This window comes from Streptomyces sp. NPDC029836 (assembly GCF_055574495.1).
Genome location: NZ_JBVHZI010000026.1, coordinates 1 through 23,088, shown reverse-complemented (window position 1 = coordinate 23,088; position 23,088 = coordinate 1). Strand labels below are relative to the sequence as shown.

The 23,088-nt window shown below is 71.2% G+C and carries 23 protein-coding genes and 1 pseudogene; 11 read left to right on the top strand and 13 right to left on the bottom strand.

The annotated features are described in order from the left end of the window. The first annotated feature begins 12 nt into the window (after positions 1-12). Genes nuoL through nuoN form a run of 3 tightly spaced genes read left to right on the top strand, consistent with a single transcriptional unit; the run spans position 13 to position 5,172 of the window. Entirely contained in the window at positions 13-1,932 is a 1,920-nt protein-coding gene (gene nuoL, locus ACZ4XJ_RS35995) for an NADH-quinone oxidoreductase subunit L (RefSeq protein WP_468498698.1), read from the top strand. Position 1,933: 1 nt separating this feature from the next. Next, positions 1,934-3,529 (top strand): NADH-quinone oxidoreductase subunit M, encoded by a 1,596-nt coding sequence (locus ACZ4XJ_RS35990; protein WP_362881925.1) that lies wholly within the window; start codon positions 1,934-1,936, stop codon positions 3,527-3,529. Next, positions 3,526-5,172, top strand: coding sequence for an NADH-quinone oxidoreductase subunit NuoN (gene nuoN / locus ACZ4XJ_RS35985; protein ID WP_383999294.1), 1,647 nt, complete (start codon positions 3,526-3,528; stop codon positions 5,170-5,172). Before ACZ4XJ_RS35990 ends, nuoN begins: the two co-directional genes overlap by 4 nt. A gap of 53 nt (positions 5,173-5,225) precedes the next feature. Here nuoN and ACZ4XJ_RS35980 read toward each other — a convergent pair whose 3' ends face one another. The 3 genes from ACZ4XJ_RS35980 to fahA form a co-directional block, all read right to left on the bottom strand. Next, positions 5,226-5,846: a Uma2 family endonuclease gene (locus ACZ4XJ_RS35980; protein ID WP_362881921.1), complete on the bottom strand. Its 621-nt coding sequence runs from the start codon at positions 5,844-5,846 to the stop codon at positions 5,226-5,228. A gap of 121 nt (positions 5,847-5,967) precedes the next feature. Continuing rightward, on the bottom strand, positions 5,968-6,564 hold the full coding sequence (locus ACZ4XJ_RS35975; RefSeq protein WP_468498697.1) for a hypothetical protein: 597 nt from the start codon (positions 6,562-6,564) through the stop codon (positions 5,968-5,970). Between the two features lie 193 nt (positions 6,565-6,757). Next, positions 6,758-7,981 (bottom strand): fumarylacetoacetase, encoded by a 1,224-nt coding sequence (gene fahA, locus ACZ4XJ_RS35970; RefSeq protein ID WP_362881918.1) that lies wholly within the window; start codon positions 7,979-7,981, stop codon positions 6,758-6,760. 141 nt (positions 7,982-8,122) lie between these two features. On the opposite strand from fahA, the gene ACZ4XJ_RS35965 reads away from it, so the two are divergent. Next, on the top strand, positions 8,123-8,929 hold the full coding sequence (locus ACZ4XJ_RS35965; RefSeq protein WP_468498696.1) for an HAD family hydrolase: 807 nt from the start codon (positions 8,123-8,125) through the stop codon (positions 8,927-8,929). 99 nt (positions 8,930-9,028) lie between these two features. On the opposite strand, the gene ACZ4XJ_RS35960 is transcribed toward ACZ4XJ_RS35965, so the two are convergent. The 4 genes from ACZ4XJ_RS35960 to ACZ4XJ_RS35945 form a co-directional block, all read right to left on the bottom strand. Beyond that, positions 9,029-9,457, bottom strand: a complete 429-nt coding sequence (locus ACZ4XJ_RS35960; RefSeq protein ID WP_468498695.1) for a hypothetical protein — start codon at positions 9,455-9,457, stop codon at positions 9,029-9,031. A gap of 157 nt (positions 9,458-9,614) precedes the next feature. Further along, positions 9,615-10,001 carry a hypothetical protein gene (locus tag ACZ4XJ_RS35955; RefSeq protein ID WP_468498694.1) on the bottom strand — a complete coding sequence of 129 codons (387 nt, stop codon included), beginning with the start codon at positions 9,999-10,001 and terminating at the stop codon, positions 9,615-9,617. Next, positions 9,998-10,309 carry a hypothetical protein gene (locus ACZ4XJ_RS35950; protein ID WP_468498693.1) on the bottom strand — a complete coding sequence of 104 codons (312 nt, stop codon included), beginning with the start codon at positions 10,307-10,309 and terminating at the stop codon, positions 9,998-10,000. The genes ACZ4XJ_RS35955 and ACZ4XJ_RS35950 overlap by 4 nt, the downstream gene beginning before the upstream one ends. After that, on the bottom strand, positions 10,306-10,545 hold the full coding sequence (locus tag ACZ4XJ_RS35945) for a hypothetical protein (RefSeq protein ID WP_468498692.1): 240 nt from the start codon (positions 10,543-10,545) through the stop codon (positions 10,306-10,308). The genes ACZ4XJ_RS35950 and ACZ4XJ_RS35945 overlap by 4 nt, the downstream gene beginning before the upstream one ends. Positions 10,546-10,653: 108 nt before the next feature. On the opposite strand from ACZ4XJ_RS35945, the gene ACZ4XJ_RS35940 reads away from it, so the two are divergent. Together ACZ4XJ_RS35940 and ACZ4XJ_RS35935 are read left to right on the top strand one after the other, a co-directional pair. Beyond that, positions 10,654-11,490: a helix-turn-helix domain-containing protein gene (locus tag ACZ4XJ_RS35940; protein WP_468498691.1), complete on the top strand. Its 837-nt coding sequence runs from the start codon at positions 10,654-10,656 to the stop codon at positions 11,488-11,490. Then, positions 11,487-11,681: a DUF397 domain-containing protein gene (locus ACZ4XJ_RS35935; RefSeq protein ID WP_468498690.1), complete on the top strand. Its 195-nt coding sequence runs from the start codon at positions 11,487-11,489 to the stop codon at positions 11,679-11,681. The genes ACZ4XJ_RS35940 and ACZ4XJ_RS35935 overlap by 4 nt, the downstream gene beginning before the upstream one ends. A gap of 43 nt (positions 11,682-11,724) precedes the next feature. Here ACZ4XJ_RS35935 and ACZ4XJ_RS35930 read toward each other — a convergent pair whose 3' ends face one another. After that, the gene (locus ACZ4XJ_RS35930) at positions 11,725-13,731 is read right to left on the bottom strand and encodes a CocE/NonD family hydrolase (RefSeq protein WP_468498689.1); all 2,007 of its coding nucleotides are present in this window, start codon (positions 13,729-13,731) and stop codon (positions 11,725-11,727) included. 39 nt (positions 13,732-13,770) lie between these two features. Beyond that, entirely contained in the window at positions 13,771-15,264 is a 1,494-nt protein-coding gene (locus tag ACZ4XJ_RS35925) for a peptide MFS transporter (RefSeq protein WP_468498715.1), read from the bottom strand. 211 nt (positions 15,265-15,475) lie between these two features. Here ACZ4XJ_RS35925 and ACZ4XJ_RS35920 point away from each other — a divergent pair, with 211 nt between their 5' ends. The 4 genes from ACZ4XJ_RS35920 to ACZ4XJ_RS35905 all read left to right on the top strand — a co-directional run bounded on the left by ACZ4XJ_RS35920 (position 15,476) and on the right by ACZ4XJ_RS35905 (position 18,662). Continuing rightward, complete coding sequence (locus ACZ4XJ_RS35920) at positions 15,476-16,486, top strand: polyprenyl synthetase family protein (RefSeq protein ID WP_362881905.1); 1,011 nt, start codon at positions 15,476-15,478, stop codon at positions 16,484-16,486. Between the two features lie 248 nt (positions 16,487-16,734). Then, positions 16,735-17,925, top strand: coding sequence for a LolA family protein (locus ACZ4XJ_RS35915; RefSeq protein WP_468498688.1), 1,191 nt, complete (start codon positions 16,735-16,737; stop codon positions 17,923-17,925). A 120-nt stretch (positions 17,926-18,045) separates the two neighbouring features. Beyond that, positions 18,046-18,249 carry a hypothetical protein gene (locus tag ACZ4XJ_RS35910; RefSeq protein WP_362881901.1) on the top strand — a complete coding sequence of 68 codons (204 nt, stop codon included), beginning with the start codon at positions 18,046-18,048 and terminating at the stop codon, positions 18,247-18,249. Beyond that, a complete protein-coding gene (locus ACZ4XJ_RS35905; protein WP_362881899.1) occupies positions 18,246-18,662 on the top strand; it encodes a hypothetical protein in 417 nt (138 codons plus the stop codon). The genes ACZ4XJ_RS35910 and ACZ4XJ_RS35905 overlap by 4 nt, the downstream gene beginning before the upstream one ends. Before the next feature lie 40 nt (positions 18,663-18,702). On the opposite strand, the gene ACZ4XJ_RS35900 is transcribed toward ACZ4XJ_RS35905, so the two are convergent. The 3 genes from ACZ4XJ_RS35900 to ACZ4XJ_RS35890 form a co-directional block, all read right to left on the bottom strand. After that, entirely contained in the window at positions 18,703-20,019 is a 1,317-nt protein-coding gene (locus ACZ4XJ_RS35900) for a M28 family metallopeptidase (RefSeq protein WP_362881897.1), read from the bottom strand. A gap of 207 nt (positions 20,020-20,226) precedes the next feature. After that, the gene (rarD, locus tag ACZ4XJ_RS35895; protein ID WP_468498687.1) at positions 20,227-21,267 is read right to left on the bottom strand and encodes an EamA family transporter RarD; all 1,041 of its coding nucleotides are present in this window, start codon (positions 21,265-21,267) and stop codon (positions 20,227-20,229) included. A 161-nt stretch (positions 21,268-21,428) separates the two neighbouring features. Beyond that, positions 21,429-22,283 carry an SDR family oxidoreductase gene (locus tag ACZ4XJ_RS35890; protein WP_468498686.1) on the bottom strand — a complete coding sequence of 285 codons (855 nt, stop codon included), beginning with the start codon at positions 22,281-22,283 and terminating at the stop codon, positions 21,429-21,431. Between the two features lie 94 nt (positions 22,284-22,377). On the opposite strand from ACZ4XJ_RS35890, the gene ACZ4XJ_RS35885 reads away from it, so the two are divergent. Next, the gene (locus ACZ4XJ_RS35885) at positions 22,378-22,827 is read left to right on the top strand and encodes a winged helix-turn-helix transcriptional regulator (RefSeq protein ID WP_468498685.1); all 450 of its coding nucleotides are present in this window, start codon (positions 22,378-22,380) and stop codon (positions 22,825-22,827) included. Positions 22,828-22,903: 76 nt separating this feature from the next. Here the strand turns inward: ACZ4XJ_RS35885 and ACZ4XJ_RS35880 are convergent. Beyond that, positions 22,904-23,088 (bottom strand): annotated as a pseudogene (locus ACZ4XJ_RS35880) (2-oxoacid:ferredoxin oxidoreductase subunit beta); the annotation flags it as partial.

Genomic DNA, 23,088 nt, shown 5'->3' with positions numbered 1-23,088 from the left:
GGCGTTCACACAGTGGAGAATCTGATTGCGCTGCTGGTGGCGGCGCCCCTGCTCGGGGCGGTGGTGCTGCTCTGCGGCGGCCGCCGGCTCGACAGGGTCGGTCACTGGCTCGGTACCCTGCTCGCCGCCGTCTCCTTCGGCATCGGCGTCGCCCTCTTCGCCGACATGCTGGGGCGCGGCGCCGACGACCGGACCCTGCACCAGCGGCTGTTCAGCTGGATCCCGGTGGAGGGCTTCCAGGCGGACATGGCCTTCCAGCTGGACCAGCTGTCGATGACCTTCGTCCTGCTGATCTCCGGGGTGGGCACGCTCATCCACGTGTACTCGATCGGGTACATGGAGCACGACGAGCGCCGCCGCCGCTTCTTCGGCTACCTCAACCTGTTCGTCGCGGCCATGCTGCTGCTGGTCATCGCCGACAACTACCTGCTGCTGTACTTCGGCTGGGAGGGCGTGGGCCTCGCCTCCTACCTCCTGATCGGCTTCTGGCAGCACAAGCCCAGCGCGGCCACCGCCGCGAAGAAGGCCTTCCTCGTCAACCGCGTCGGCGACATCGGCCTGTCCATCGCGATCATGCTGATGTTCACCACCTTCGGGACGTTCGCCTTCGGACCGGTCCTCGGCTCCGTCGGCGAGACGTCCGAGGGCACGCTCACCGCGATCGGCCTGATGCTGCTGCTCGCCGCCTGCGGCAAGTCGGCGCAGGTGCCGCTCCAGTCCTGGCTCGGTGACGCCATGGAGGGCCCGACCCCGGTCTCGGCCCTCATCCACGCGGCCACCATGGTCACCGCGGGCGTCTACCTGATCGTCCGCTCCGGGGCCATCTTCAACGGGGCGCCCGACGCCCAGCTCGTCGTCACCGTCGTCGGAGCGGTCACGCTGCTCTTCGGTGCGATCGTCGGTTGCGCGAAGGACGACATCAAGAAGGCCCTCGCGGGCTCCACGATGTCGCAGATCGGGTACATGATCCTCGCCGCGGGCCTCGGCCCCATCGGCTACGTCTTCGCGATCATGCACCTGGTGACGCACGGCTTCTTCAAGGCGGGCCTCTTCCTCGGCGCCGGTTCCGTGATGCACGGGATGAACGACGAGGTCGACATGCGCAAGTACGGCGGCCTTCGGAAGTACATGCCGATCACCTTCGTGACCTTCGGACTCGGCTACCTCGCCATCATCGGATTCCCGGGTCTGTCCGGCTTCTTCTCCAAGGACATGATCATCGAGGCGGCCTTCGCGAAGGGCGGCACCCAGGGCTGGATCCTCGGCGGTGTGACCCTGCTGGGCGCGGGCATCACCGCCTTCTACATGACCCGCGTCATGCTCCTCACCTTCTTCGGCGAGAAGCGCTGGCAACCCACCGTGTCCGACAGCGGCTCCGCCGCGGGCTCCGGCCACGCGCCGCACCCGCACGAGTCCCCGAAGTCCATGACCATCCCGATGATCGTGCTCGCCTTCGGGTCGGTCTTCGCCGGTGGGTTCTTCGAGATCGGCGACCGCTTCCTGAACTGGCTGGAGCCCGTCACCGGCTACGAGCACGGCCACCCGCCGGTCAGCGCCCTGACGGTGACGGCCGCCACCATGGTCGTCCTCGTCATCGGCGTCGGCATCGCCTGGGCCATGTACGGCAAGAAGCCCGTCCCGGTCGTCGCCCCGCGCGGCTCGCTCCTCACCCGGGCGGCCCGCCGGGACCTGTTCCAGGACGACTTCAACCACGTCGTCCTCGTCCGCGGCGGCGAGCACCTGACCCGCTCGCTCGTCTACCTCGACCACAGCGTGGTCGACGGAGTGGTCAACGGCACGGCCGCCTCGGTCGGCGGGCTCTCGGGCCGGCTGCGCAAGCTGCAGAACGGCTACGTCCGCAGCTACGCGGTCTCGATGTTCGGGGGCACGGCGATCCTCATCGCCGCGACCCTGCTGATGAGGGCGGTGTGAGATGAATTTCCCGCTTCTGACGGTGACGGCCGCGGTCCCCGCGGTCGGCGCGATCCTGACGGCGGCCGTACCGGCCGCCCGCCGGACCGCCGCCAAGTGGCTCGCGCTGCTGTTCTCGCTGGCGACCCTGGCGCTGGCCGTGCTCGTCGCGGTCCGCTTCGACCCGAGCGGTGACCGCTACCAGCTCACCGAGTCCCGTTCCTGGATCGCCGACTTCGGCGTCCGCTACGAACTCGGCGTCGACGGCATCGGGGTGGCGCTGATCGCGCTCACCGCGCTGCTCATCCCCTTCGTGATCGCGGCCGGCTGGAACGACGCCGACCCTCTGGAAACCGAAGCGGCCAACAGCAGCTTCGCTGCGGGCTCCCGCTGGCGGCCGACCCAGGGCTTCTTCGCCCTGATCCTCATGGTCGAGGCGATGGTGATCATCTCCTTCGCCGCGACCGACGTCTTCCTCTTCTACATCTTCTTCGAAGCCATGCTCATCCCGATGTACTTCCTCATCGGCGGCTTCGGCGACCGGGCGCACTCCGGGTCCGACGAGAACGCGGCCGCGCAGCGCTCGTACGCGGCGGTCAAGTTCCTCCTCTACAACCTGGCCGGCGGGCTCATCATGCTGGCCGCCGTCATCGGGCTGTACGTCGTCGCCGGGAACTTCTCGCTCCAGGAGATCACCGCCGCCCGCGCCGCGGGCACCCTGGACATGGCGACCAACACCGAACGGCTGCTGTTCCTCGGCTTCTTCTTCGCCTTCGCGGTGAAGGCCCCGCTGTGGCCGCTGCACACCTGGCTGCCCAACGCGATGGGCGAGGCCACCGCCCCGGTCGCCGTCCTGATCACCGCGGTCGTCGACAAGGTCGGCACCTTCGCGATGCTCCGCTTCTGCCTCGGGCTGTTCCCCGACGCCAGCAAGTGGGCCACGCCGGTGATCCTCGTCCTGGCCCTGATCAGCATCGTCTACGGGGCTTTGGTCGCGGTCGGGCAGCGCGACATCAAGCGGCTGGTCGCCTACGCGTCGATCTCCCACTTCGGGTTCATCATCATGGGCATCTTCGCGATGACCTCCCAGGGACAGTCCGGTGCGACGCTGTACATGGTCAACCACGGCATCTCGACGGCGGCGCTGATGCTGGTCGCCGGCTTCCTGATCTCGCGGCGCGGCTCGCGGCTCATCGCCGACTACGGCGGCGTGCAGAAGGTGGCCCCGGTCCTGGCCGGCACCTTCCTGATCGGTGGCCTGGCCACCCTGTCGCTGCCCGGACTCGCACCGTTCGTCAGCGAGTTCCTGGTCCTGGTCGGCACGTTCGCCCGCTACCCGGTCGTCGGCATCATCGCGACCGTCGGCATCGTGCTCGCCGCGCTGTACACGCTGGTGCTGTACCAGCGCACGATGACCGGCCCCGTGAAGGAGGAGGTCCGCACCATGCCGGACCTGCGCCTGCGGGAGGTGCTGGTGGTCGCCCCGCTGATCGCGCTGCTGATCGGCCTGGGCGTCTACCCCAAGCCCCTGACCGAGATCGTCAACCCGGCGGTCGAGCACACCATGTCGGACGTACAGCAGACCGACCCCGAGCCCGAGGTGGAGGCGGCCAAGTGAGCACGTCAGCTACAGGCCTTTGGGCCCTGGCCGCGGAACCGATCGACCGGATCCCGGCCCCGCACATCGAGTACGCGCAACTCGCGCCCACGCTCATCGTGGTGGGCGCGGCCGTCCTCGGCGTCCTCGTCGAGGCGTTCGTTCCCCGCAGGTCCCGCTACTACGTCCAGGTGTTCCTCGCCGTCGCCGCGCTCGCCTCGGCCTTCGCCGCGGTCGTCGGCCTCGCCGCCGGCGGGTACGGGAGCAGCAAGGCGCAGATCGCGGCCATGGGCGCCGTCGCGGTGGACGGCCCGGCCCTGTTCCTCCAGGGCACCATCCTGCTCGCCTCGATCGTGGCGATGTTCACCTTCGCCGAGCGGCGCCTGGACCCGGAGGTCCACGGCAACCGGGTGGACTCCTTCGCCGCGCAGGCCGCGTCCGTACCGGGCAGCGAGAGCGAGAAGGCCGCCGTCAAGGCCGGGTTCACCACCACCGAGGTGTTCCCGCTGGCCATGTTCGCGGTCGCCGGCATGCTGATCTTCCCGGCGGCCAACGACCTGCTGACGCTGTTCATCGCGCTGGAGGTCTTCTCCCTCCCGCTGTACCTGCTCTGCGCCGTCGCCCGCCGCCAGCGGCTGATGTCGCAGGAGGCGGCCGTCAAGTACTTCCTGCTCGGCGCCTTCTCCTCGGCGTTCCTGCTGTTCGGCATCGCCCTGCTGTACGGGTACTCCGGCTCCGTCTCGTACGCGGTCATCGCGGACGTGGTGGACGGCACGGTCGCCAGGACCGACCCGGCGCTGGCCGCCACCATGGGCAACGACGCGCTGCTGCTGATCGGCGGCGCGCTGATCCTGATGGGCCTGCTGTTCAAGGTCGGCGCGGTCCCCTTCCACATGTGGACCCCGGACGTCTACCAGGGCGCCCCGACCCCGGTCACCGGCTTCATGGCCGCCGCGACGAAGGTCGCCGCGTTCGGCGCGCTGCTGCGCCTGCTGTACGTGGTCCTGCCGGGCCTGCGCTGGGACTGGCGGCCGGTGATGTGGGGCGTCGCGATCGTCACGATGCTGGCCGGCGCGGTCATCGCGGTGACGCAGACCGACGTGAAGCGGCTCCTGGCGTACTCCTCGATCGCGCACGCGGGGTTCATCCTCGCCGGTGTGATCGCCACCTCGGCGGAGGGCGTGCAGTCGGTCCTCTTCTACCTGGGCGCCTACTCCTTCGTGACGATCGGCGCCTTCGCGGTGGTCACGCTGGTGCGCGACGCGGGCGGCGAGGCCACCCACCTGTCGAAGTGGGCGGGGCTGGGGCGGCGCTCGCCGCTCACAGCGGCCGTCTTCGCGGTGTTCCTGCTGGCCTTCGCGGGCATCCCGCTGACCTCCGGGTTCACCGGCAAGTTCGCGGTGTTCAAGGCGGCGGCCGAGGGCGGGGCCGGGGCGCTGGTCGTGGTCGGCGTCATCTCGTCGGCGATCGCCGCGTTCTTCTACGTACGGGTGATCGTGCTCATGTTCTTCAGTGAGCCGAAGGCGGACGGCCCGACGGTGGCGGTGCCCTCGCCGCTGACGATGACGACCATCGCGGTCGGCGTCGCCGTCACCCTCGTCCTGGGCCTGGCCCCGCAGTACTTCCTGGACCTGGCGGGGCAGGCGAGCACGTTCGTCCGCTGACCGGTCCGGTACGGCGCAGGGCCCGGCCCCCTTCGGGGGTCGGGCCCTGCGGCTTACTCGGGGCGCTTGCGCTTCGGCGTGATGGCGGTGAGATCCAGATCGACGGGGAAGGGGACGGAGACCTTCAGCCGGTCGTGGAAGATCCCGGTGGCGACGTATTTCTGGGTGGCGGGATCGAGTTCGTAGACGTAGACCACGGCCCGGCCGTCCTTGTTCTCCACGCGCCAGAAGTGGAGGATCCCTGCCCGGGCGTACTTCAACGGCTTGGTCTCGCGATCACGGGAGACCGATTCGGGGGACACGACTTCGATGGCGAGCCGAACGGATTCCGCAGGAAGACGGGTCTGATCCAGATCCTCGTAGGGCTCCTCCGGTACGACGATCACATCCGGTTCGGGCCGATTGTGACGATCGATGTCGATGGTGAACTCCCGAATGACCTCCAGGCCTTCCGGGGTTGCGGATCGCAGCCGACTTTCGAGGAAACTGACCGCGCGCCAGTGAAAGCGGGTCTGCGGACTCACGAAGATCAGGCTCCCGTCGATCAGCTCCGTGTGCGGAGGCAGATTCGGAAGCGTGTCCAGGTCGTCCGCGGTCCAGCCGCCTGCCGGCGGGATCGGCCAGCAAGGCCCTGGCTCCGGTTCAGGCTGCGGCGCTGCGGATTCGACGCTCATCAGTGCTCCCATGAGGCGGAGTCTTGCGAGTGCGACCAGCGTATCGCCGGGAATCCGCGGAACACCGTCCTTTCGGATGAGTCATATGCGGGAGGCACTTGACGGCATCGGCCGGCGCGGGCTAGTGCCCGTGCGCGTGTCCGGAGCCGCCCGCGGCCGGGGTCTTCTTCGGGCACGTCAGGGCGGTGTTCCAGTTGTGGAAGCGACCCGCCGGGTTGTGCTTGTACGCCCACATGTGCAGGTCGTAGTGCTTCGGCATGCCCGCCCAGTGGCCCGGCATCGGGCCGTCGAAGGGGAGGCCGAACATCGACGGCCGGTCGTCGGCCGTCTTCAGGTCCTGGTCCCGGTCGGTGACCATCCACTCCACCGCCTGGAGCTTGCGCCGCCCGTGCTTGTCCGTCTCGGCGCTGTACACGAGCGCGGTGGGCTTGCTGGGGTCCGTCGAGCCCCAGTAGGCGTCCTTGACGTAGTGGAAGCCCATGGAGCCGACGCCGAACGGGTTGTTCATGCACTCGCCGTGCTTCACGTACCCGTCCTTGAGGGCCTGCCGCTCGTCCACGTACTTGGCGGTCACCGCGATGGCCGTGGCCATGTCGCGCATCGCCTTCTTGTTGCGGGGGTCCGGCGCCGGACCCTCCACGGCCGAGGCCGTCGGGGCGAGGGCGAGCGCCACCGCCGCGGCGGCGGCGAGGGCCAGGGTACGGGTGGACACGAGCATGGCAGGGCCTCCTGCGCTGCGGGGACTTCGGCCTGTCCGAGCAGCATGCGCGGGCCCCGGGCCGGCCCGCCACGCGGGCGGGCCGGACGGATGAGCCAGAGGGCCCGTCCGGCGTACGCGGACTTCCGCGCACTGGCGACGGGACGGCGTGGCGGGGCGCCGCCCCGTCCCCGGACCGGCGCCGGCGGACGGACTAGCGCGATCCCACGATCCGGCCGGTGACCTCGCCGAGGCCGACGCGGGTGCCGTCGGCGCCGGGCGCCCAGGCGGTCAGGGTGACGGTGTCGCCGTCCTCCAGGAAGGTGCGCTTGCCGTCGGCCAGCTCGATGGCGTCGCGGCCGTTCCAGGTGAGTTCCAGCAGGGAGCCGCGCTGGTCGACCTCGGGACCGCTGACGGTGCCGGAGCCGAACACGTCGCCGGTGCGCAGGGAGGCGCCGTTGACGGTCATGTGGGCGAGCTGCTGGGCGGCGGTCCAGTACATCGTCGCGAACGGCGGCCGGGCCACCTCCTGCCCGTTGATGGAGACCGCGATGTGCAGGTCGAAGCCGCCGGGGCGGTCGCTGTCGGCGTCGTCGAGGTAGGGCAGCAGCGGGAAGTCCCGGGCGGGCGGGGCGACGCGGGCCGCGTCCAGGGCCTCCAGGGGGGTCACCCAGGCGGAGACGGAGGTGGCGAACGACTTGCCGAGGAACGGACCGAGGGGGACGTACTCCCAGGCCTGTACGTCGCGCGCCGACCAGTCGTTGAGCAGGAACAGCCCGAAGACGTGGTCCTCGAAGTCGGCCAGCGGCACCGGCCGGCCCAGCTCGGACGGGGCGCCGACGACGAAGCCGACCTCGGCCTCGATGTCGAGCTTCACGGACGGCCCGAAGACGGGCGCCGCGTCGGTGGGTGCCTTGCGCTGCCCGGAGGGGCGCACGACGTCCGTGCCGGAGACCACGATGGTGCCGGAGCGGCCGTGGTAACCGATCGGCAGGTGCTTCCAGTTGGGCGTCAGCGCGTCCCCGTCGGGGCGGAACATCTGCCCGACGTTGGTGGCGTGGTGCTCGCTCGCGTAGAAGTCGACGTAGTCGGCGACCTCGTACGGCAGGTGCAGCGTGACCGCGTCCAGCGGCAGCAGGTGCGGCTCCACGGTGGGGCGGTGGCCGGGGTCGGTGACCCACGCGGTCAGCGCGCGGCGCACGTCGCGCCAGGCGGTGCGGCCGGCGGCGAGCAGCGGGTTCAGCGAGGACTGCCCGAGCAGTCCGGCGTACGGGGAGCCGAGCGCGAGGGCGGCCGCTCCCGCGTCGAGCACGTGCCCGCCGATCCGCACGCCGATCCGGCGACGGTCCTCCCCGGCGGTCGAGAAGACGCCGTAGGGGAGGTTGTGCGGCCCGAACGGGTCGCCCTCGGGAACATCGAGGGGGCTCTGCTGGGGCATGGGGTGCTGCCTCGCTTTCGACGCGGGCCGGGGGTGTCCCGGGGGCTTGTTGACACGTTACGTGCCAGGTGGGGTCTGTGGGAGGCCGGATTCGGGCGCTATTTGTAGGACTTGTCCAACGGGGTCCGTATCCTTGACGCCGTGACTTCCGCTCTCCCCCCCGCCTTGATCGCCACCGACCTGGACGGGACTCTGCTGTGCGCCGGAGACACCGTCTCGGCCCGCTCCCACAAGGCTCTCGCGACGGCCCGGGCCGTCGGCGCCCAGCACATCGTCGTCACCGGACGGCCCGTTCCCCAGGTTCGACACGTCCTGGACGACCTCGGATACGAGGGGCTCGCGGTGTGCGGGCAAGGCGCGCAGGTGTACGACACGGCGCGCGGCATCCTGCTGCACTCCGTCTCCATGGACCGGGGGCTCGCCGAGGTCGCCCTCGGCAAGATCGAGGCGGAGATCGGCGAGGTCTGGGCGGCGGTGAACCAGGAGGGTCTCGACGCGGAGATGCTGATAGGGCCCGGCTACCGGATGTGGCACCCGCACCTGCCGACCGTCCGGGTACCGCGCCGCGCCGACCTGTGGTCGGCCCCGATCAACAAGGTCCTCCTCCAGCACCCCCGGCTCGACGACGACGAACTGACCCGGGTCGCGCGCTCGGTCGTCGGCGACCTGGTGAACGTCACCATGGCCGGGGAGCACACCGTGGAACTCCAGCCGTTGGACGTGGACAAGGCCGCCGGCCTGGCCCGCGCCGCCGAGGTGCTCGGCATCCCGGGCTCGTGCACGATCGCCTTCGGCGACATGCCGAACGACGTCCCGATGTTCGCGTGGGCGGCCCACGGGGTCGCCATGGCCAACTCCCACCGCGAACTCCTCGCCGTCGCCGACGAGGTCACCCTCTCGAATGAGGAAGACGGCATCGCGGTGGTCCTGGAGCGGCTGTACGCCTGACGGGGCCCCGGCTCCGTGCGGGCGGTGCGCCTCCGGCGGGCGGGTGTCAGAGCAGGTGCGGCGGCGGCACGACGAGGACCACCGCGAGGAGGCGCGGCCTCATCCGGGGGAGGGCCTGGGTCTCGAACCATCCTCCGGAACCGAGCATGTGCCGACGGGCCGTACCGGGCGTGGGATCGCCGAGTTCGGCCGGGTCGACGCCGAGGCCGCACGGCGGATGAGGCTGATCTCGGCGGCGATGTCCCGGGCCTCGCCGAGGTCGGTCACCTCTCCGGCACGGGCCTCCAACGCGCGAAGCCGGGCAGCGGTCTCGGGATGCCGGGCGATGGCGACCTCGACGGCCCATGCCTCGGTGAAGGTGCGCAGGGGAGCGGCGGACACCTCGGTACGGGCGCGGGCGGTGCTGGCCGCCCGGTCGCGGTCGAAGTCGGCGAGGAGATGAGGGGCGACCCGGGCGAGGGTGGCGCGGATCGCCTCGGGCTGAGTGGGAGGCTGAGAGGTGGCCGACGGCTGGGGCGCGGTACTCATGCGGCTTCGGTCCTCTCCTGCGAGTCCGGATCGCCCCCCCGGTAGGCGTTGGCGGGACAGCACTGAGGGCTTCGTCCAGATCGTTCTTCTCGGCGTCGGTCAGGGGATCGCTGGGTGCTCGCACGGTTCGTGCATGAACCGTCGTCTGCACATGACGCTATGTCGGCATCGACGAGCCTGTGGGCGCGGGGGCCGTGAGGTTCCGGCTGTGGCCGCCGGGGTGGCCGAGGGGGTGGGCGCAGGCGATGGGGCCGGTGGTCGCCGGGCAGTCCGGGAGGGGGAGGACGGCGTCGGGTTCCGCGTCGGGCCCGTTCGCGTCGGACCAGCGGGCCCACAGGGTGTCGCCGGAGGCGGGGTCGTGGACGACGTCCAGGTGCGGGCCGGCGTGGCGCTCCAAGGCGCAACGCAGCTCGGGGCCGGCCGCGAGGACCTCCCGGAGGGCCCGCGCGGGCAGGAGGCGCGCCAGCGCTTCCAGGTGCGCCGCCGAGAGGGCGCCGGACGCGGCGCACACCGGGCGCGGGGGAGGCGTCGGCCCGCCGCTCACGCGAGCCACCCCCGGGCGACGATGCCGGCCACGCAGCAGGTCCAGGCGATCGCCCCGACCGTCACGGCCACCGCGGTCCGCCGGTCGGCGCGGGCCCGGCGGACCGCCGGGTCGGGATCGGGCCGGACCAGGCCCCGCAGCCGCTCGGCCGCCGCCAGGGCGCCCAGCGCGAACGCGCCGCGCTCCGCGTCCCGACGGACCAGCGCCGCGTCCAGCAGCGTGAGGAACAGCGCCCGGTAGGCCGGGTCCGACTCCATGCGCCGCAACTCGGCCCCGGTATCGTCCCCTTCGGGCGGCGGGGCGCTCATAGCAACCCCTTCGCGCTCTGTGCGTTGCGCCGCGCGTTCTCGGCGCGCAGGCGCTCCATGGGCTCGGCGGGCCGCACGTGCTGCGGCTCCGCCTCCCACTCGGCCCCGCCGTGCACGGGCCGCAGGGCCCAGTACGGGCCGGCGACCCTGCGGAACTCCCCGACGCGGTCACCCTGCGCGGTGTCCACCACGAGCGTGCCGGGGGACGGGGGTTGAGGCGGTTGTGTTTCACACATGACACCGTTCCTCTCCGTAGCCAATTCGCTACCCAACGGGTTCAGGATGACCCGGGCCAGGGGAGGCTTCAACTTGTCGAATTGGAACGGAAGATTGGTCAGGGGCCCTTGAACCGCAAGGAGTTGAATCCCGAACGCGGACCGCAGGCCGCCTTCGGCGCGCGTGTGCGCAGCTGGCGGGAGGAGCGTGGTTGGACGCAGGAGTTCCTGGGCGGGCGGCTCGGGTACTCCAGTACGCACGTGTCAGCGGTCGAAACCGGACGGAAAGTGCCGACCTTGCGGTTCTCGCGCAGTGCCGACGAGGTCTTCGGCACCGGCCAGGGCGAAAAGTCGTTCGAGCGCGAGTGGCGCGAGATCCGGCACGGCGTACTGCTGGAGGGCTTCCCGGAGTTCCTGGGCTACGAGAGCCGCGCGGTGGAAATCCGCCTGTACGAGGTGGGCGTCATACCTGGACTGCTCCAGACGCCGGAGTACGCGACGGTGCTCGCCGAGAGTGCCGTCAAACGAGGGGCCATCACTGCCGATCACGCGGCCGAGCGGATCGCCGTCGTCGCGGACCGACAGACGGTATTGCTGCGCACTCCTCCGCCGCTGATCCTCGCGGTGCTGGACGAGAGCTGTATCCGTCGGCCCCTCGGCGGACCCACCCTGATGCGGGACCAGTTCACGCGGCTTCTCGAATTCGCCGAACTTCCCAACACGGTGCTTCAGATCGCCCCGTTCGACATGGGGGAGCGGCGACCGTTCAACCTGCCTCTCTACATCCTGACGTTGCCGGACCGCTCGATCATGTCCTACGCGGAATCCGCCCAACGGGGCCATTTGGAGCGGGATAACAACTCCGTGGTGCCCATGATGACGGCCTACCATCAGCTCCAAGCCGAGGCATGCACCCAGGCGGCATCGGTAGCCATGATCGATCAGCTACGAAAGGGCACCTCGTGACGACCGAATCCCCCCGCTGGTTCACGTCCTCCTACAGCGACAACGGCGGTGCGTGCGTTGAGGTCGCCACCAACCTCGTCGCCTCGCGCGGTGTCGTCCCCGTCCGGGACTCCAAGTGCGACGACAGTCCCGTGCTCGGCTTCACCGCTGCCGCGTTCGCCACCTTCGTGGACGGCGTCAAGGCCGTCTGAGCGTCGGCCTTCCCCCGGGCGTGCTGCCCGGGGGGACCGGCCGTCAGCCCGCCGCGCGCGGGAGGCGGCGTTCCCAGGTGCGGTGGAAGACGACCTCGTCGCCCTCCCGGCAGACCACCTCGTTGGACGTCAGGAAGCCGCCCTCGTCGCAGGAGATCTCCGAGCGGGTCTCCACCCGTGCGTCCCAGCCCAGTTCCGGCCGGCGCAGTCGGATGTTCCACTCCGAGTGGGTGCGGGCCGACAGCGGGTCCGACTCCTGGATCTCGTACACCTCCCGCGCGTCCTCGCTGAACTCCAGGCCGTCCGGGTACACCCGGGTGCCCCCGTAGCGGGGGTCCACCTCCAGGCGCCAGGTGCCGGCCGCGACGTCCCGTACGACCAGGCGTTCCGGGCGCGGGCCCTCCAGGGTGTCCGGGTAGGCCACCGCGAGGGGCGCGGCCTGTTCCGGGGCCTCGAAGACGATCGTCTCGTCCGCGCGCGGGGAGGGCGGTCGGACGGGGAGTTCCAGGGTGCTGCCGGCCGGGTCGAGGGTCCAGCCGGCCTCCGAGCCGGCCCGCGGCCAGATCCAGGGCCAGTACGCGGAGGACACCGCGAGCCGGATCCGGTGCCCGGGCGGGAACGCGTGCCCGATGCCGTTCAGTTCGAAGGTGACGTCCTCGGTCGCGCCCGGCCGCCACGGCGCCGCCCGGTCCCGGCCGTGGCGCGCCGACAGGTTCAGCGCGCCCCGGGTGACCAGCGTCGAGGAGCCGTCGGGGGCGACGTCGCACAGCCGGGCCACGACCTGCCCGTACGGGACCTCCATGCGCAGCCGCAGCGTCACCGACGGCCGGCCGAGGATCTCCACCGGTTCGCCCGCCCCGACGGGGAACTCGAAGCAGGCCGACTTGGCGTCCTCCTCGCGCTGGTCCGGCGGCAGGTCGGCGTCGTTGCCGAAGGGGAAGAAGCGGCCCGCGTCCAGCCCGGTGTGCTGTGGCGAGGCGACGACCACAGGGGGGCCCTGGAGGCCGTACGAGACGGGGACGACCGTCGGGGACGGCCAGGCCCGTTCGCCCACCCAGCGGCCCGGCAGCCGCTCGTAGACGGTCGCCGGCGGGTGCGAGTCGCTGATCCAGGCGCGCAGCAGGGGTTCGTCCATGACGCCGTTGTCGTCGCCGCGCAGCCAGTGGTCCCACCAGCGCAGGGTCTCCTGGAGGAAGCCGATCGCCGGGCCCGGCGGCAGCCCGCGGTCCGGGTACTGGTGCGACCAGGGGCCGATGAGGCCCCGTACGCGCCCGGTCGGGAGGTGCTCGACGAGCCGCAGGACGGTGTCCCGGTACGGGTCGTGCCAGCCGCCGACGGCCAGCACGGCGGCCTTCACGGCCCCGTAGTCCTCGCAGACGCTGCCGTGGCGCCAGTAGTCGTCGCGGGTCTGGTGGGCCAGCCAGGTGTGGACGAGCGGCTCGACGGCGGTGAGCCGGTCCAGCCACTGCTCGCGCCAGCCGTCGCCGACGAACCGCGGGTCCGGCGGCCGGGCGGCGAAGGCCAGCATGGTCGCCGCCCAGGCGTGCATGTCCACGGCCAGCACGGAGCCGCCCATGTAGTGCACGTCGTTGTCGTAGCGGTCGTCGGTCGAGCAGACGGTGACCACCGCCTTCAGGGCCGGCGGGGCCAGCGCCGCGATCTGGAGGCTGTTGAAGCCGCCCCAGGAGATCCCGAACATGCCGACCGCGCCCGTGCACCAGGGCTGCGCCGCCAGCCACTCCACCACGGCGACCCCGTCGGCGAGCTCCCGCGCGTCGTACTCGTCGCCCGGCAGGCCGCCGCTGCACCCGTGGCCGCGCACGTCGACGCGGACCGAGGCGTAGCCGTGCCCGGCGTACCAGGGGTGGCGCTGGCGGTCGCGGGGCGCGGTCCAGTCGGTGAGCCGGTAGGGGAGGTACTCCAGCAGGGCGGGGACGGGCTCGTCCGTCACCGGGCGCCAGATCCGCGCGTACAGCTCCACCCCGTCCGGCAGCGGGATCCGGACGTCCTCGTGGGTGGTCCCGTACGGGAACTCGGTACGGATGATCATCGGTGGTCGGGCCCCTTTCGGTGGACGGGGTGCGGTGCCTCAGTGGACGGGGTGCATGGTGCGGCGCAGCCAGGGCGCCAGCGCGACCACGACCAGGCCCGCCGCGACGGCGATGGCGCCGTTGACGCCGAAGTAGACGGGGTGGGAGACCCGGTCGTAGAGCTTGACGACCTGGGCCTGGATGCCGTTGGCCAGGGCCAGCGAGAGGAACCACAGGGCCATGGTCTGGCTCGCGTACGCCTTGGGGGCGAGCTTCGTGGTGGCGGACATGCCGGAGGTCTCCAACAGCACGTCGCCGAGGCCGAGCAGCAGGTACGAGCCGACGATCCACCAGGCGGCCATCTTGTACGTCTCGTCGGCGTGGCCCGAGGTGGGGACGACCATCAGCAGGAAGGACAGGCCGCCCAGGATCACCCCGATGGCGATCTTGTTGGAGGCGTGCGGCTGGCGGCGGCCCATCCGGACCCACAGCGCGGCCACCACGGGCGCCAGCGCCACCTCGAAGGCGCCGAGCGCGGAGGCGTACCAGCCGGCGGGGAAGTCGAAGCCGAGGATGGTGGTGCGGGCGTTGGTCGAGGCCAGCAGCATCATCGTCGAGTAGGCCTGGAAGAGGATGAAGTTGAAGGCGACCGAGGCCAGGAAGAGCACCACGTACGGGCGCAGCCGGCCGCGTTCCTCGGCCGTGACGCGGGGGCTGCGGAACATGACCGCGAAGTAGACGATCGGCGCGATCACCGAGACGAGGGTCAGGACGTCGACGAAACGGGCCATCGTCAACCAGCCGATGGCGGCCAGGAGGGTGGCGATGACGGCGAACGCGAGGCAACCGCCGACGATCTTCCGGATGGCGGCGCGCATCGCGTCGGGGGCGAGGGCGTACTCGGCCGAGTGTTTCCGTCCGGCCAGATGGCGGCGTCCCAGCACGTACTGGACGAGCCCGGCGGTCATGCCGATGGCGGCGGCGGAGAAGCCCCAGTGCCAGCCCTCGCGCTCGCCGAGCCAGGCGGTGATCAGCGGGCCGGCGAAGGCGCCGACGTTGATGCCCATGTAGTAGAGGGCGAACCCGGCGTCGCGCCGTTCGTCGTCCGTGCGGTACAGCTTGCCGACCATGCTGGCCACGTTGGGCTTGAGCAGGCCGGTGCCCGCGCTGATCAGGCCGAGTCCGACCCAGGTCATCGCGGCGGTGGGCACGGCCATGGCGTAATGCCCGCAGGCGATCAGGACGCCGCCGTAGAGCACCGCCCGGTAGGAACCGAGGATCCGGTCGGCGAGCCACCCGCCGGCCACCGAGACGAGGTAGACCATGGTCCCGTACGCCGCCGCGACGGACGCCGCGCTGCCCGGGTCCATGCCCAGGCCGCCGCTCGCCACCGCGTCCGCGAAGTAGAGGACGAGGATGGCCTGCATGCCGAGGAAGGAGAACCGCTCCCAGACTTCCAGCCCGGACAGGGTGGCCAGGCCCCTGGGATGCCCCAGGAAGGCGTGGTCGTCACCGGGCGGCGGCTGGTCCGCCTCCGGGTCGGGCCCGTCCATATCGGTCATGGTTCTGGACACCACAGATTCTCCGGTCGTTTCGACTTCCACTGAACATACCGGGGTGTATCGGGCGCTGCGCGCGTGGCGGCCGGACAGGCGCTCTGGGTGATCGAAAACGGACCGGATACGCTGGCTTGAGTGATGGCAGCGACACATCGACAATCCATGTGATCGTCAAGGTGATCGTCAGCAGACAGGAGTACCCCTCGTGACCGTCGTCGGGCCGTTCGGACTGAGCGTGCGGGACCAGGCTCTTGAGACCGATGTCCAGGCCGGACTGGCCGCCGTCGAGGCGGGTCTGCTGGAGGCCACCAAGAGCGAAGTCCCCTTCATCACCGAGGCCGCGCAACACCTGGTGAAGGCCGGGGGCAAGCGCTTCCGCCCACTGCTGGTGATGCTCGCGTCCCGCTTCGGCGATCCCTACGCCCCCGGGATCGTGCCGTCCGCGGTGGTCGTGGAGCTCACGCACCTGGCCACGCTCTACCACGACGACGTCATGGACGAGGCCGACGTGCGCCGCGGCGTGGAGAGCGCCAACGCCCGCTGGGGCAACTCCGTCGCCGTCCTGACGGGTGACTTCCTCTTCGCCCGCGCCTCCCACATCCTGGCCGACCTCGGGCCGGAGGCCGTCCGCATCCAGGCCGAGGCCTTCGAGCGGCTCGTCACCGGCCAGATCCTGGAGACGGCCGGCCCGCGCGACGGGCGCGACCCGGTCGCGCACTACCTCGACGTCATCGCCGGCAAGACCGGCTCGCTGATCGCGGTCTCCGGCCGGTTCGGCGCGCTGATGGCCGGCGCCGACGAGGCCGTCGTCAACATCCTGACCCAGTACGGCGAGCGGCTCGGCACCGCCTTCCAGCTCGCCGACGACGTCCTCGACATCGCCTCCGACTCCCACGAGTCCGGCAAGACCCCCGGCACCGACCTGCGCGAGGGCATCCCCACCCTGCCCGTGCTGCGGCTGCGCGAGATGGCCGAGCGCGACGGCCGCCCCGAGGACCTGGAACTCGTCACGCTGCTCGACGGCGACCTCACGGACGACGCCCGGCACGCCGAGGTCCTGGCCCGGCTGCGGGTCCACCCCGCGCTGGAGCGGGCCCGCCGCGACACCATCCGCTACGCGGAGGACGCGCGCGCCACCCTGGCCCCGCTGCCGGAGTGCTTCGCGAAGTCCGCGCTGGAGGAACTGTGCGACGCGGTGGTCCACCGCGCCGGCTGACGCCGTCCCGCCCCGGGGTGCCCCGCGCCCCACGCCGGCGGAATGACTGCCTCCCCCCGGGCGACCCCTACGGGTCGGGGGAGGCGGGCCGCCGCGGTGTCATCCCACGGTCGTACGCGGAGTTGGCTCCGGGGGCTGACGCCCCGGGGGCCGCGATTTGGTCAGATGGAGACATCGAACCCCAGCGGACCGGGTGAGCGCGGCGACACGGGGGTCGCCGCCGACGACACAGAGGGCAGGGCACTGACATGGCAGCGAACACGAAGACCTCGCGGAAGGCCGCACGGTACGCCGTACCGGTCGCGGTGGTGGGCATCGCGGTGGCGACCGTCGCGATGGTCCCCGCCTTCGCCAACGCCGGCGGACCCGATCTTCCCGACGTCACGGCGCAGCAGCTGATCGAGAAGGTCGCCGCGTCCGACGTCGAGCAGCTCTCCGGCACCGCGCGGCTGACCACCGACCTGGGCCTGCCGAAGATCGCCTCCGGCCTCCTCGGCGGCGGTGGCGTCACCGGCGGCTCGGCCAACCCGGAGGACAAGATCGCGCAGCTGGCGAACGGCTCGCACACCTTCCGCGTCGCCGCGGACGGCCCGGACCGCCAGAAGCTCACCTTCCTCGACGGGAAGGACGAGTACAGCCTGATCCACAACGGCGCCGACGTCTGGGGCTACGACTCGAAGTCCAACGAGGTCTTCCACGAGAAGAACCCCGAGGGCGCCGGCAAGGGCACCGAGCACGGGACGCCCGACCGGATGCCGGGCTCCCCGCAGCAGATGGCCCAGGAGATCCTCAAGGCCACCGGCCCGACCACGGCCATCAGCGTCGGTGACACGGCGCAGGTCGCCGGGCGGGACGCCTACCAGCTGGTCCTCAAGCCCAAGCAGAGCGGCTCCACGGTCGGCTCGGTGCAGATCGCGGTCGACGCCAAGAACGGCGTCCCGCTGCGCGTCCAGCTGCTCTCCAGCCAGGGCGGCAAGCCGATCGTCGACGCGGGCTTCACCAAGGTCGACTTCGCCAAGCCCGCCGCCGACACCTTCGCGTTCACCCCGCCCAAGGGCGCCAAGGTGACCGAGGGCCTGGAGGGCGAGGGCAAGGAGCACGGCAAGGACCTCAAGGCCCTGGAGTCCTTCCCCGGGCTCGACGCGCTGACCGGCGGCGGCAACGGGGACGTGAAGGTCCTCGGCGAGGGCTGGGCCACCGTCGCCCGCATCGACACCGGCGCCGGCCAGGGCCTCAAGGAGCTGGAGAAGGACAAGAACGCCCCCAAGGAGGCGCAGCAGTTCCTGAACTCCCTCGGTGACAAGGTCACCGGGAAGTTCGGCGAGGGCCGGGTCCTGTCGACCCGCCTGGTCAACGCCCTGATCACGGACGACGGCAAGGTCTACGTCGGCGCCGTCACCAAGGACGCGCTGATCAAGGCCGCCGACGCCGCCAAGTAGTCGCGAGCGGCGCCGCGTAGCCGCGGTGACCACGCGAAGGGTGGCCCGGGACCTGTGTCCCGGGCCACCCTTCTGCCGTTCCCCTCCTGCGTACAGCACACCCGCTGTACCGTGTTGGCCATGTCGAGACACGTCACCATTCGCCTGGACGAAGAGTTCCACGAGCGCCTCAAGGTACGCGCGGCGGCGCTTGGCACGACGGTCACCGCACTGATCACCGAGGTGACGGAGCGCGAACTCGACGAGGACCGGAAGACGTTCCTCACCGGCATCGAGGAGTTCGCCGACCACTGGGGCTACTTCCAGGAGCGGTTCGGCAATTGAAGATCACCATGGAGTGGGCCTGGACTGCCCTCGCCCACCACCTGCCGTCGGATCCCGCCGTATGGGACCCCTCCGGGGTGGCCGCCGCCGTCGCCCGGCACCAGAACGACCTGGTGCTGGTGCCCGAACAGCCGGCCCCCGACACCGCCTGGCGGGCCGCCGCGTTCCTGCACACGCTGGCCGTCTGTCCCGCGCTGGAATCCCCGATGAACGAGTTCTACGCGGCCGCGGCCACCCGCTCGTACCTGCGGGTGGCCGGGGCCAGACAACTTCCGACGCCGGAGGAGCTCGGCGACCTCGTGGAGGCCGCGAAGCTCGGCCGCGCCGACATCGCGGCCGTCGCCGAGGAGTTGCGCGCCCGGATCCAGGAACCGTTGTCCGCTTCGCTCCGGTCGGGACCCGAGGACGAGTGAGGCCGGCGCCGCCCCGTACGGAGCGACGCCGGACCCGTCACTAGAAGGTGATCTTCCAGCTGTTGATGTAGCCGACGTCCTGCGCCGCCACGTCCTTGACCTGGAGCTTCCAGACGCCGTTCGCCACCTCGCTCGACGCGTTCACCGTGTACGAGGCGATGACGTTGTCGGCGGAGTCCGAGCCGGAGTTCTTCAGCCGGTACGCCGTCCCGTCGGGGGCGATCAGGTCGATCTGGAGGTCACCGCGGTAGGTGTGGACGATGTTCACGTCGACCTTGGTGGTGGCGGGCGCGTTGCCCGTGACGCCGGACACCGTGATCGGGGAGTTGACCCCGGCGGCGGGGGAGTCCGGGATGTTCACGTCCGTCGTGTTCTCGAAGGACTGTCCCGGCGGGACCGGGGTGGACGCGCCGAGGTTCCAGATCGCGTAGGCGATGGCGTCCGCGTTGCGGTCCAGGGCGGTGTCGTTGATGTTCGCGGTGTTGTCGCAGGAGGAGTGGTAGCAGCGGTCGAAGGACTGACCGGCGGTGCCGCCCCACTTCTGCGCCTGCGCCGAGGACTTGCTGTTGCTGGCGCCACTGAACAGACCGCCGACGGGTATGCCGACGTTCTTGAAGGACGCGTGGTCCGAGCGGCCGTCGCCCTCGGTCTCGATCTCCGTCGGGACGCCGAGACCGGCGTAGTAGTTCTTGAACGTCTGCTCGATGGTCGGGTCGTCGTCGTAGACGAAGTAGCCCGGGTTCGGCGAGCCGATCATGTCGAAGTTCAGGTACCCGGCGAACTTGGCGCGCTCGGCGGTCGGCAGGTTGTTGACGTAGTACTTCGAGCCGACCAGGCCCAGCTCCTCCGCGCCCCACCAGCCGAAGCGCAGGTGCTTCGTCGGCTGGAGGCCCGCCCGCGACACGGCGAGAGCGGTCTCCAGGACCGCCGCGCTGCCCGAGCCGTTGTCGTTGATGCCCGCGCCCGAGGTCACCGAGTCCAGGTGCGCGCCGGACATCAGCACCGAGTTGGGGTCACCGCCCGGCCAGTCGGCGATCAGGTTGTAGCCGGTGGCACCGCTGGAGGTGAAGGTCTGGAGCGTGGTGGTGAACCCGGCCGCGTCCAGCTTGGCCTTCACGTAGTCGATCGAGGCCTTGTAGCCGGCCCGGCCGTGCGCGCGGTTGCCACCGTTGTTCGCGGCGATCGTCGACAGCTGCGTGAGGTGGGCCTTGACGTTGGCCAGCGGGATGTCGGGCGGGGTGGGGGCCGCGGCGACCGCCGTGGGTGCGGCGAGCGCGACGGGGGCGGTGGCGCCCAGCAGACCGGTGACCGCGATCGCGGCCACGGCGGCGAGGCGCCGGGAGACGGACAGGCTCATGTGGGGGCTCCGGGATTCCGTATGGGGATGAGACGGAACGTGCGGGGATAGAGCAGGTGAGCTTGTAGTGCGTCAGTGCGAGCCTGATGTTCAGCGAGAGCATGACAATCCGTCAAGACCACAATCCGGTCAGGGCGGTTCGGAAAACGGACGATCCCCGGTGCAGATGTTCCGTACCGGGGATCGGGTGGGCGAAAGGGGGCGGTGTTACGCCGGTTCGCGGGTCTGTGCGGGAGGAGCGGCGGGCCCGTCGGTGAGGGCCGCGTCGGGGGTCTCGCGGGCGGCCTCCCGGGCGCTCGCCTGCGGGAGTTCCTGCGGGCCCGCACCGAGCGCGGTCGCCGCGGCGGCGGCGAGTCGGGCCCGCGACCTGCGGGAAGTGCGCAGCGCGTCCCAGGTCAGGATCGCGAGGGCGGCCCACACCAGGGAGAAGCCCGCCCAACGCTCGGGCGGCATCGCCTCGTGGAAGTACAGGACGCCGAGCCCGAACTGGAACACCGGGGCCATGTACTGGAGCAGCCCGAGGGTGGACAGCGGCACCCGGATCGCGGCCGCCCCGAAGAGCACCAGCGGGATCGCGGTGACCAGGCCCGTCGCGGCCAGCAGCAGGGAGTGCCCGAGGCCCTCCGTGGCGAACGTCGAGTCGCCCTGGACCGCCAGCCACAGCAGGTAGGCGAGGGCCGGCGGGAACAGCAGGGCCGTCTCCGCCGTCAGTGACTCCAGGCCGCCCATATCGAGCTTCTTCTTGATCAGTCCGTACGCGGCGAAGGAGAAGGCCAGGATCAGCGAGATCCACGGCGGCCGCCCGTACCCCACGGCGAGCACCACCACGGCCGCGAACCCGATGGCGACGGCCACCCACTGGGCCCGGCGCAGCCGCTCCCCGAGCATCAGCACGCCGATCGCGATGGTGACCAGCGGGTTGATGAAGTAGCCGAGGCTGGCCTCGACGACCTGCCCGTTGTTCACCGCCCAGATGTACAGGCCCCAGTTCACGCTGATCACGGACGCGGCGAGCGCCGTCAGCCCGAGCTTGCGGGGCTGCCGGACCAGCTCACGGATCCAGCTCCAGCGGCGCAGCGCCAGCAGCGCGATCCCGACGACGGCCAGGGACCACACCATCCGGTGGGCCAGGATCTCGATCGCGCCCGAGGGCTTGAGCAGGGGCCAGAAGAGGGGTACGAGCCCCCACAGCCCGTACGCGCCGAATCCGGAGAGCAATCCCGTGCGCTGCTCGTTCTCGGCCTTCACGGGTCCTCCAGTGCTACTTCCGGCCAATCTCACAACGCAATGACCGTAGCGCCGCAGGCGTCCGATGTCATGCCCGTTCGAGCGAGATACTCATGACATCTCGGTGGGTGGGACGACCGGTCGGCCGGGTCGCCCCGGCCGGTCGCGGTGGGTGATCCGGATCAGGCCAGGGCGGCGGTGACCGCGGCGGCGAGCGGAGTGGTCGGCCGGCCGATCAGCCGGGCCAGGTCTCCGCTCGTACCGGCCAGCCGGCCGCGCGCGATGGCCGCGTCGACGTCGACCAGGATCGCGGCGAACCCCTCGGGCACGCCGGCGCCGGTCAGGATCGCCAGGTGCTCGTCGGCGGTCACCGAGGCGTACGCGACTTCCTTGCCGGACTGCCGGGCGACCTCGGCGGCGTACTCGGCCAGGCCCCACGCGGTGTCGCCGGAGAGCTCGTAGACCCGGTTCAGGTGCCCGTCGCCGGTCAGGACGGTCGCGGCGGCAGCCGCGTAGTCGGCCCGCGCCGCGGAGGCGATCCGGCCCTCGCCGGCGCTGCCGACGACGGCGCCGTGCGCCAGGACGCCGGGCAGCTGGGCGGTGTAGTTCTCGTGGTACCAGCCGTTGCGCAGGAAGGTGTGGGGGAGCCCGGAGTCGAGGATCGCCTGCTCGGTGACCTTGTGCTCGGCCGCCAGGTCGAAGTCGGCCTCGGGGCCGCCGAGGATCCCGGTGTACGCCAGCTGGGCGACCCCGGCCGCCTCGGCGGCCTTGATCACGGCGGTGTGCTGCGGGACGCGCCGGCCGACCGCGCTGCCGGAGATCAACAGCACCCGGTCGCCGGCCCGGAAGGCAGGGGCCAGGCTCGCGGGGTCGTCGTAGTCGGCGACCCGTACCTCGACGCCCCGCGCGGCGAGGTCGGCGGCCTTCGCCTCGTCGCGCACGACGGCGGCCACCCGCTCGGCGGGGACCAGGTTCAGCAGCTCCTCGATGACGAGGCGGCCCAGGGATCCGGTGGCTCCGGTGACGACGATGCTCATGATGCGCTCCAATGCGAGGTGACCAGGTGGATGACACCATCCTACGGAGAGCGCTAACTATTGGAAAGTACACACTTGAAAGTAAGGTACTGGCATGGAAGTAAGTAGCCCTGGTAAGCCCGCCGACATCCGGGCCCCGATGTGTCCCTCGCGCGGGATCCTGGAGCACGTCACCAGCCGGTGGGGCGTGCTCGTCCTCGCCGCCCTGATCGAGCGCTCCCACCGCTTCAGCGAACTGCGCCGGGAAGTGGGTGGCGTCAGCGAGAAGATGCTCGCCCAGACCCTGCGGACGCTGGAGCGCGACGGCTTCGTCCTGCGCCACGCGCACCCGGTGATCCCGCCGCACGTCGACTACACCCTCACGGCACTGGGCCGCGAGGCCGCCGAGCAGGTGTGGGCCCTGGCGCGCTGGACGGAACGCCGCACGGCCGAGGTCCAGGGCGCCCGCGCGGCCTACGACGCCGCCCGCGCGGCGCAGGACGAGGACCGTGCCGCGCAGGACGCGGCCCGGGCCGCACGCGACGAGGCCCGGCCCCCGTCGTAACGGGTTCCGGGCCTCGTCGTGCCTCGCTGCCGGTTCGCGGCCGGTACCAGGCCGGCCGGATGACGCCGTCCGATGCCTAGTCGGTGACGGTCCAGGTGTCGGCGCCCGCCAGCAGCGTCGCCAGATCGCCCTTGCCCCGCTGGTCGACGGCGGTCTCCAACTGCTCGGCCATGAGGGTGTCGTAGACGGGGCGTTCGACGCTGCGCAGGACGCCGATGGGGGTGTGGTGGAGGGTGTCGGGGTCGGCGAGGCGGGAGAGGG

Excerpts from the sequence above, each read along its gene's own strand:
- ACZ4XJ_RS35915 (WP_468498688.1), top strand. The coding sequence starts at position 16,735 with ATGGCAGCGAACACGAAGACCTCGCGGAAGGCCGCACGGTACGCCGTA.
- ACZ4XJ_RS35890 (WP_468498686.1), bottom strand. The coding sequence starts at position 22,283 with ATGAGCATCGTCGTCACCGGAGCCACCGGATCCCTGGGCCGCCTCGTC.
- ACZ4XJ_RS35945 (WP_468498692.1), bottom strand. The coding sequence starts at position 10,545 with ATGTGTGAAACACAACCGCCTCAACCCCCGTCCCCCGGCACGCTCGTG.
- ACZ4XJ_RS35980 (WP_362881921.1), bottom strand. The coding sequence starts at position 5,846 with ATGAGCGTCGAATCCGCAGCGCCGCAGCCTGAACCGGAGCCAGGGCCT.
- ACZ4XJ_RS35960 (WP_468498695.1), bottom strand. The coding sequence starts at position 9,457 with ATGAGTACCGCGCCCCAGCCGTCGGCCACCTCTCAGCCTCCCACTCAG.
- ACZ4XJ_RS35910 (WP_362881901.1), top strand. The coding sequence starts at position 18,046 with ATGTCGAGACACGTCACCATTCGCCTGGACGAAGAGTTCCACGAGCGC.
- ACZ4XJ_RS35930 (WP_468498689.1), bottom strand. The coding sequence starts at position 13,731 with ATGATCATCCGTACCGAGTTCCCGTACGGGACCACCCACGAGGACGTC.
- ACZ4XJ_RS35975 (WP_468498697.1), bottom strand. The coding sequence starts at position 6,564 with ATGCTCGTGTCCACCCGTACCCTGGCCCTCGCCGCCGCCGCGGCGGTG.
- fahA (WP_362881918.1), bottom strand. The coding sequence starts at position 7,981 with ATGCCCCAGCAGAGCCCCCTCGATGTTCCCGAGGGCGACCCGTTCGGG.
- ACZ4XJ_RS35950 (WP_468498693.1), bottom strand. The coding sequence starts at position 10,309 with ATGAGCGCCCCGCCGCCCGAAGGGGACGATACCGGGGCCGAGTTGCGG.
- ACZ4XJ_RS35925 (WP_468498715.1), bottom strand. The coding sequence starts at position 15,264 with ATGGACGGGCCCGACCCGGAGGCGGACCAGCCGCCGCCCGGTGACGAC.
- ACZ4XJ_RS35990 (WP_362881925.1), top strand. The coding sequence starts at position 1,934 with ATGAATTTCCCGCTTCTGACGGTGACGGCCGCGGTCCCCGCGGTCGGC.
- ACZ4XJ_RS35885 (WP_468498685.1), top strand. The coding sequence starts at position 22,378 with ATGGAAGTAAGTAGCCCTGGTAAGCCCGCCGACATCCGGGCCCCGATG.
- ACZ4XJ_RS35900 (WP_362881897.1), bottom strand. The coding sequence starts at position 20,019 with ATGAGCCTGTCCGTCTCCCGGCGCCTCGCCGCCGTGGCCGCGATCGCG.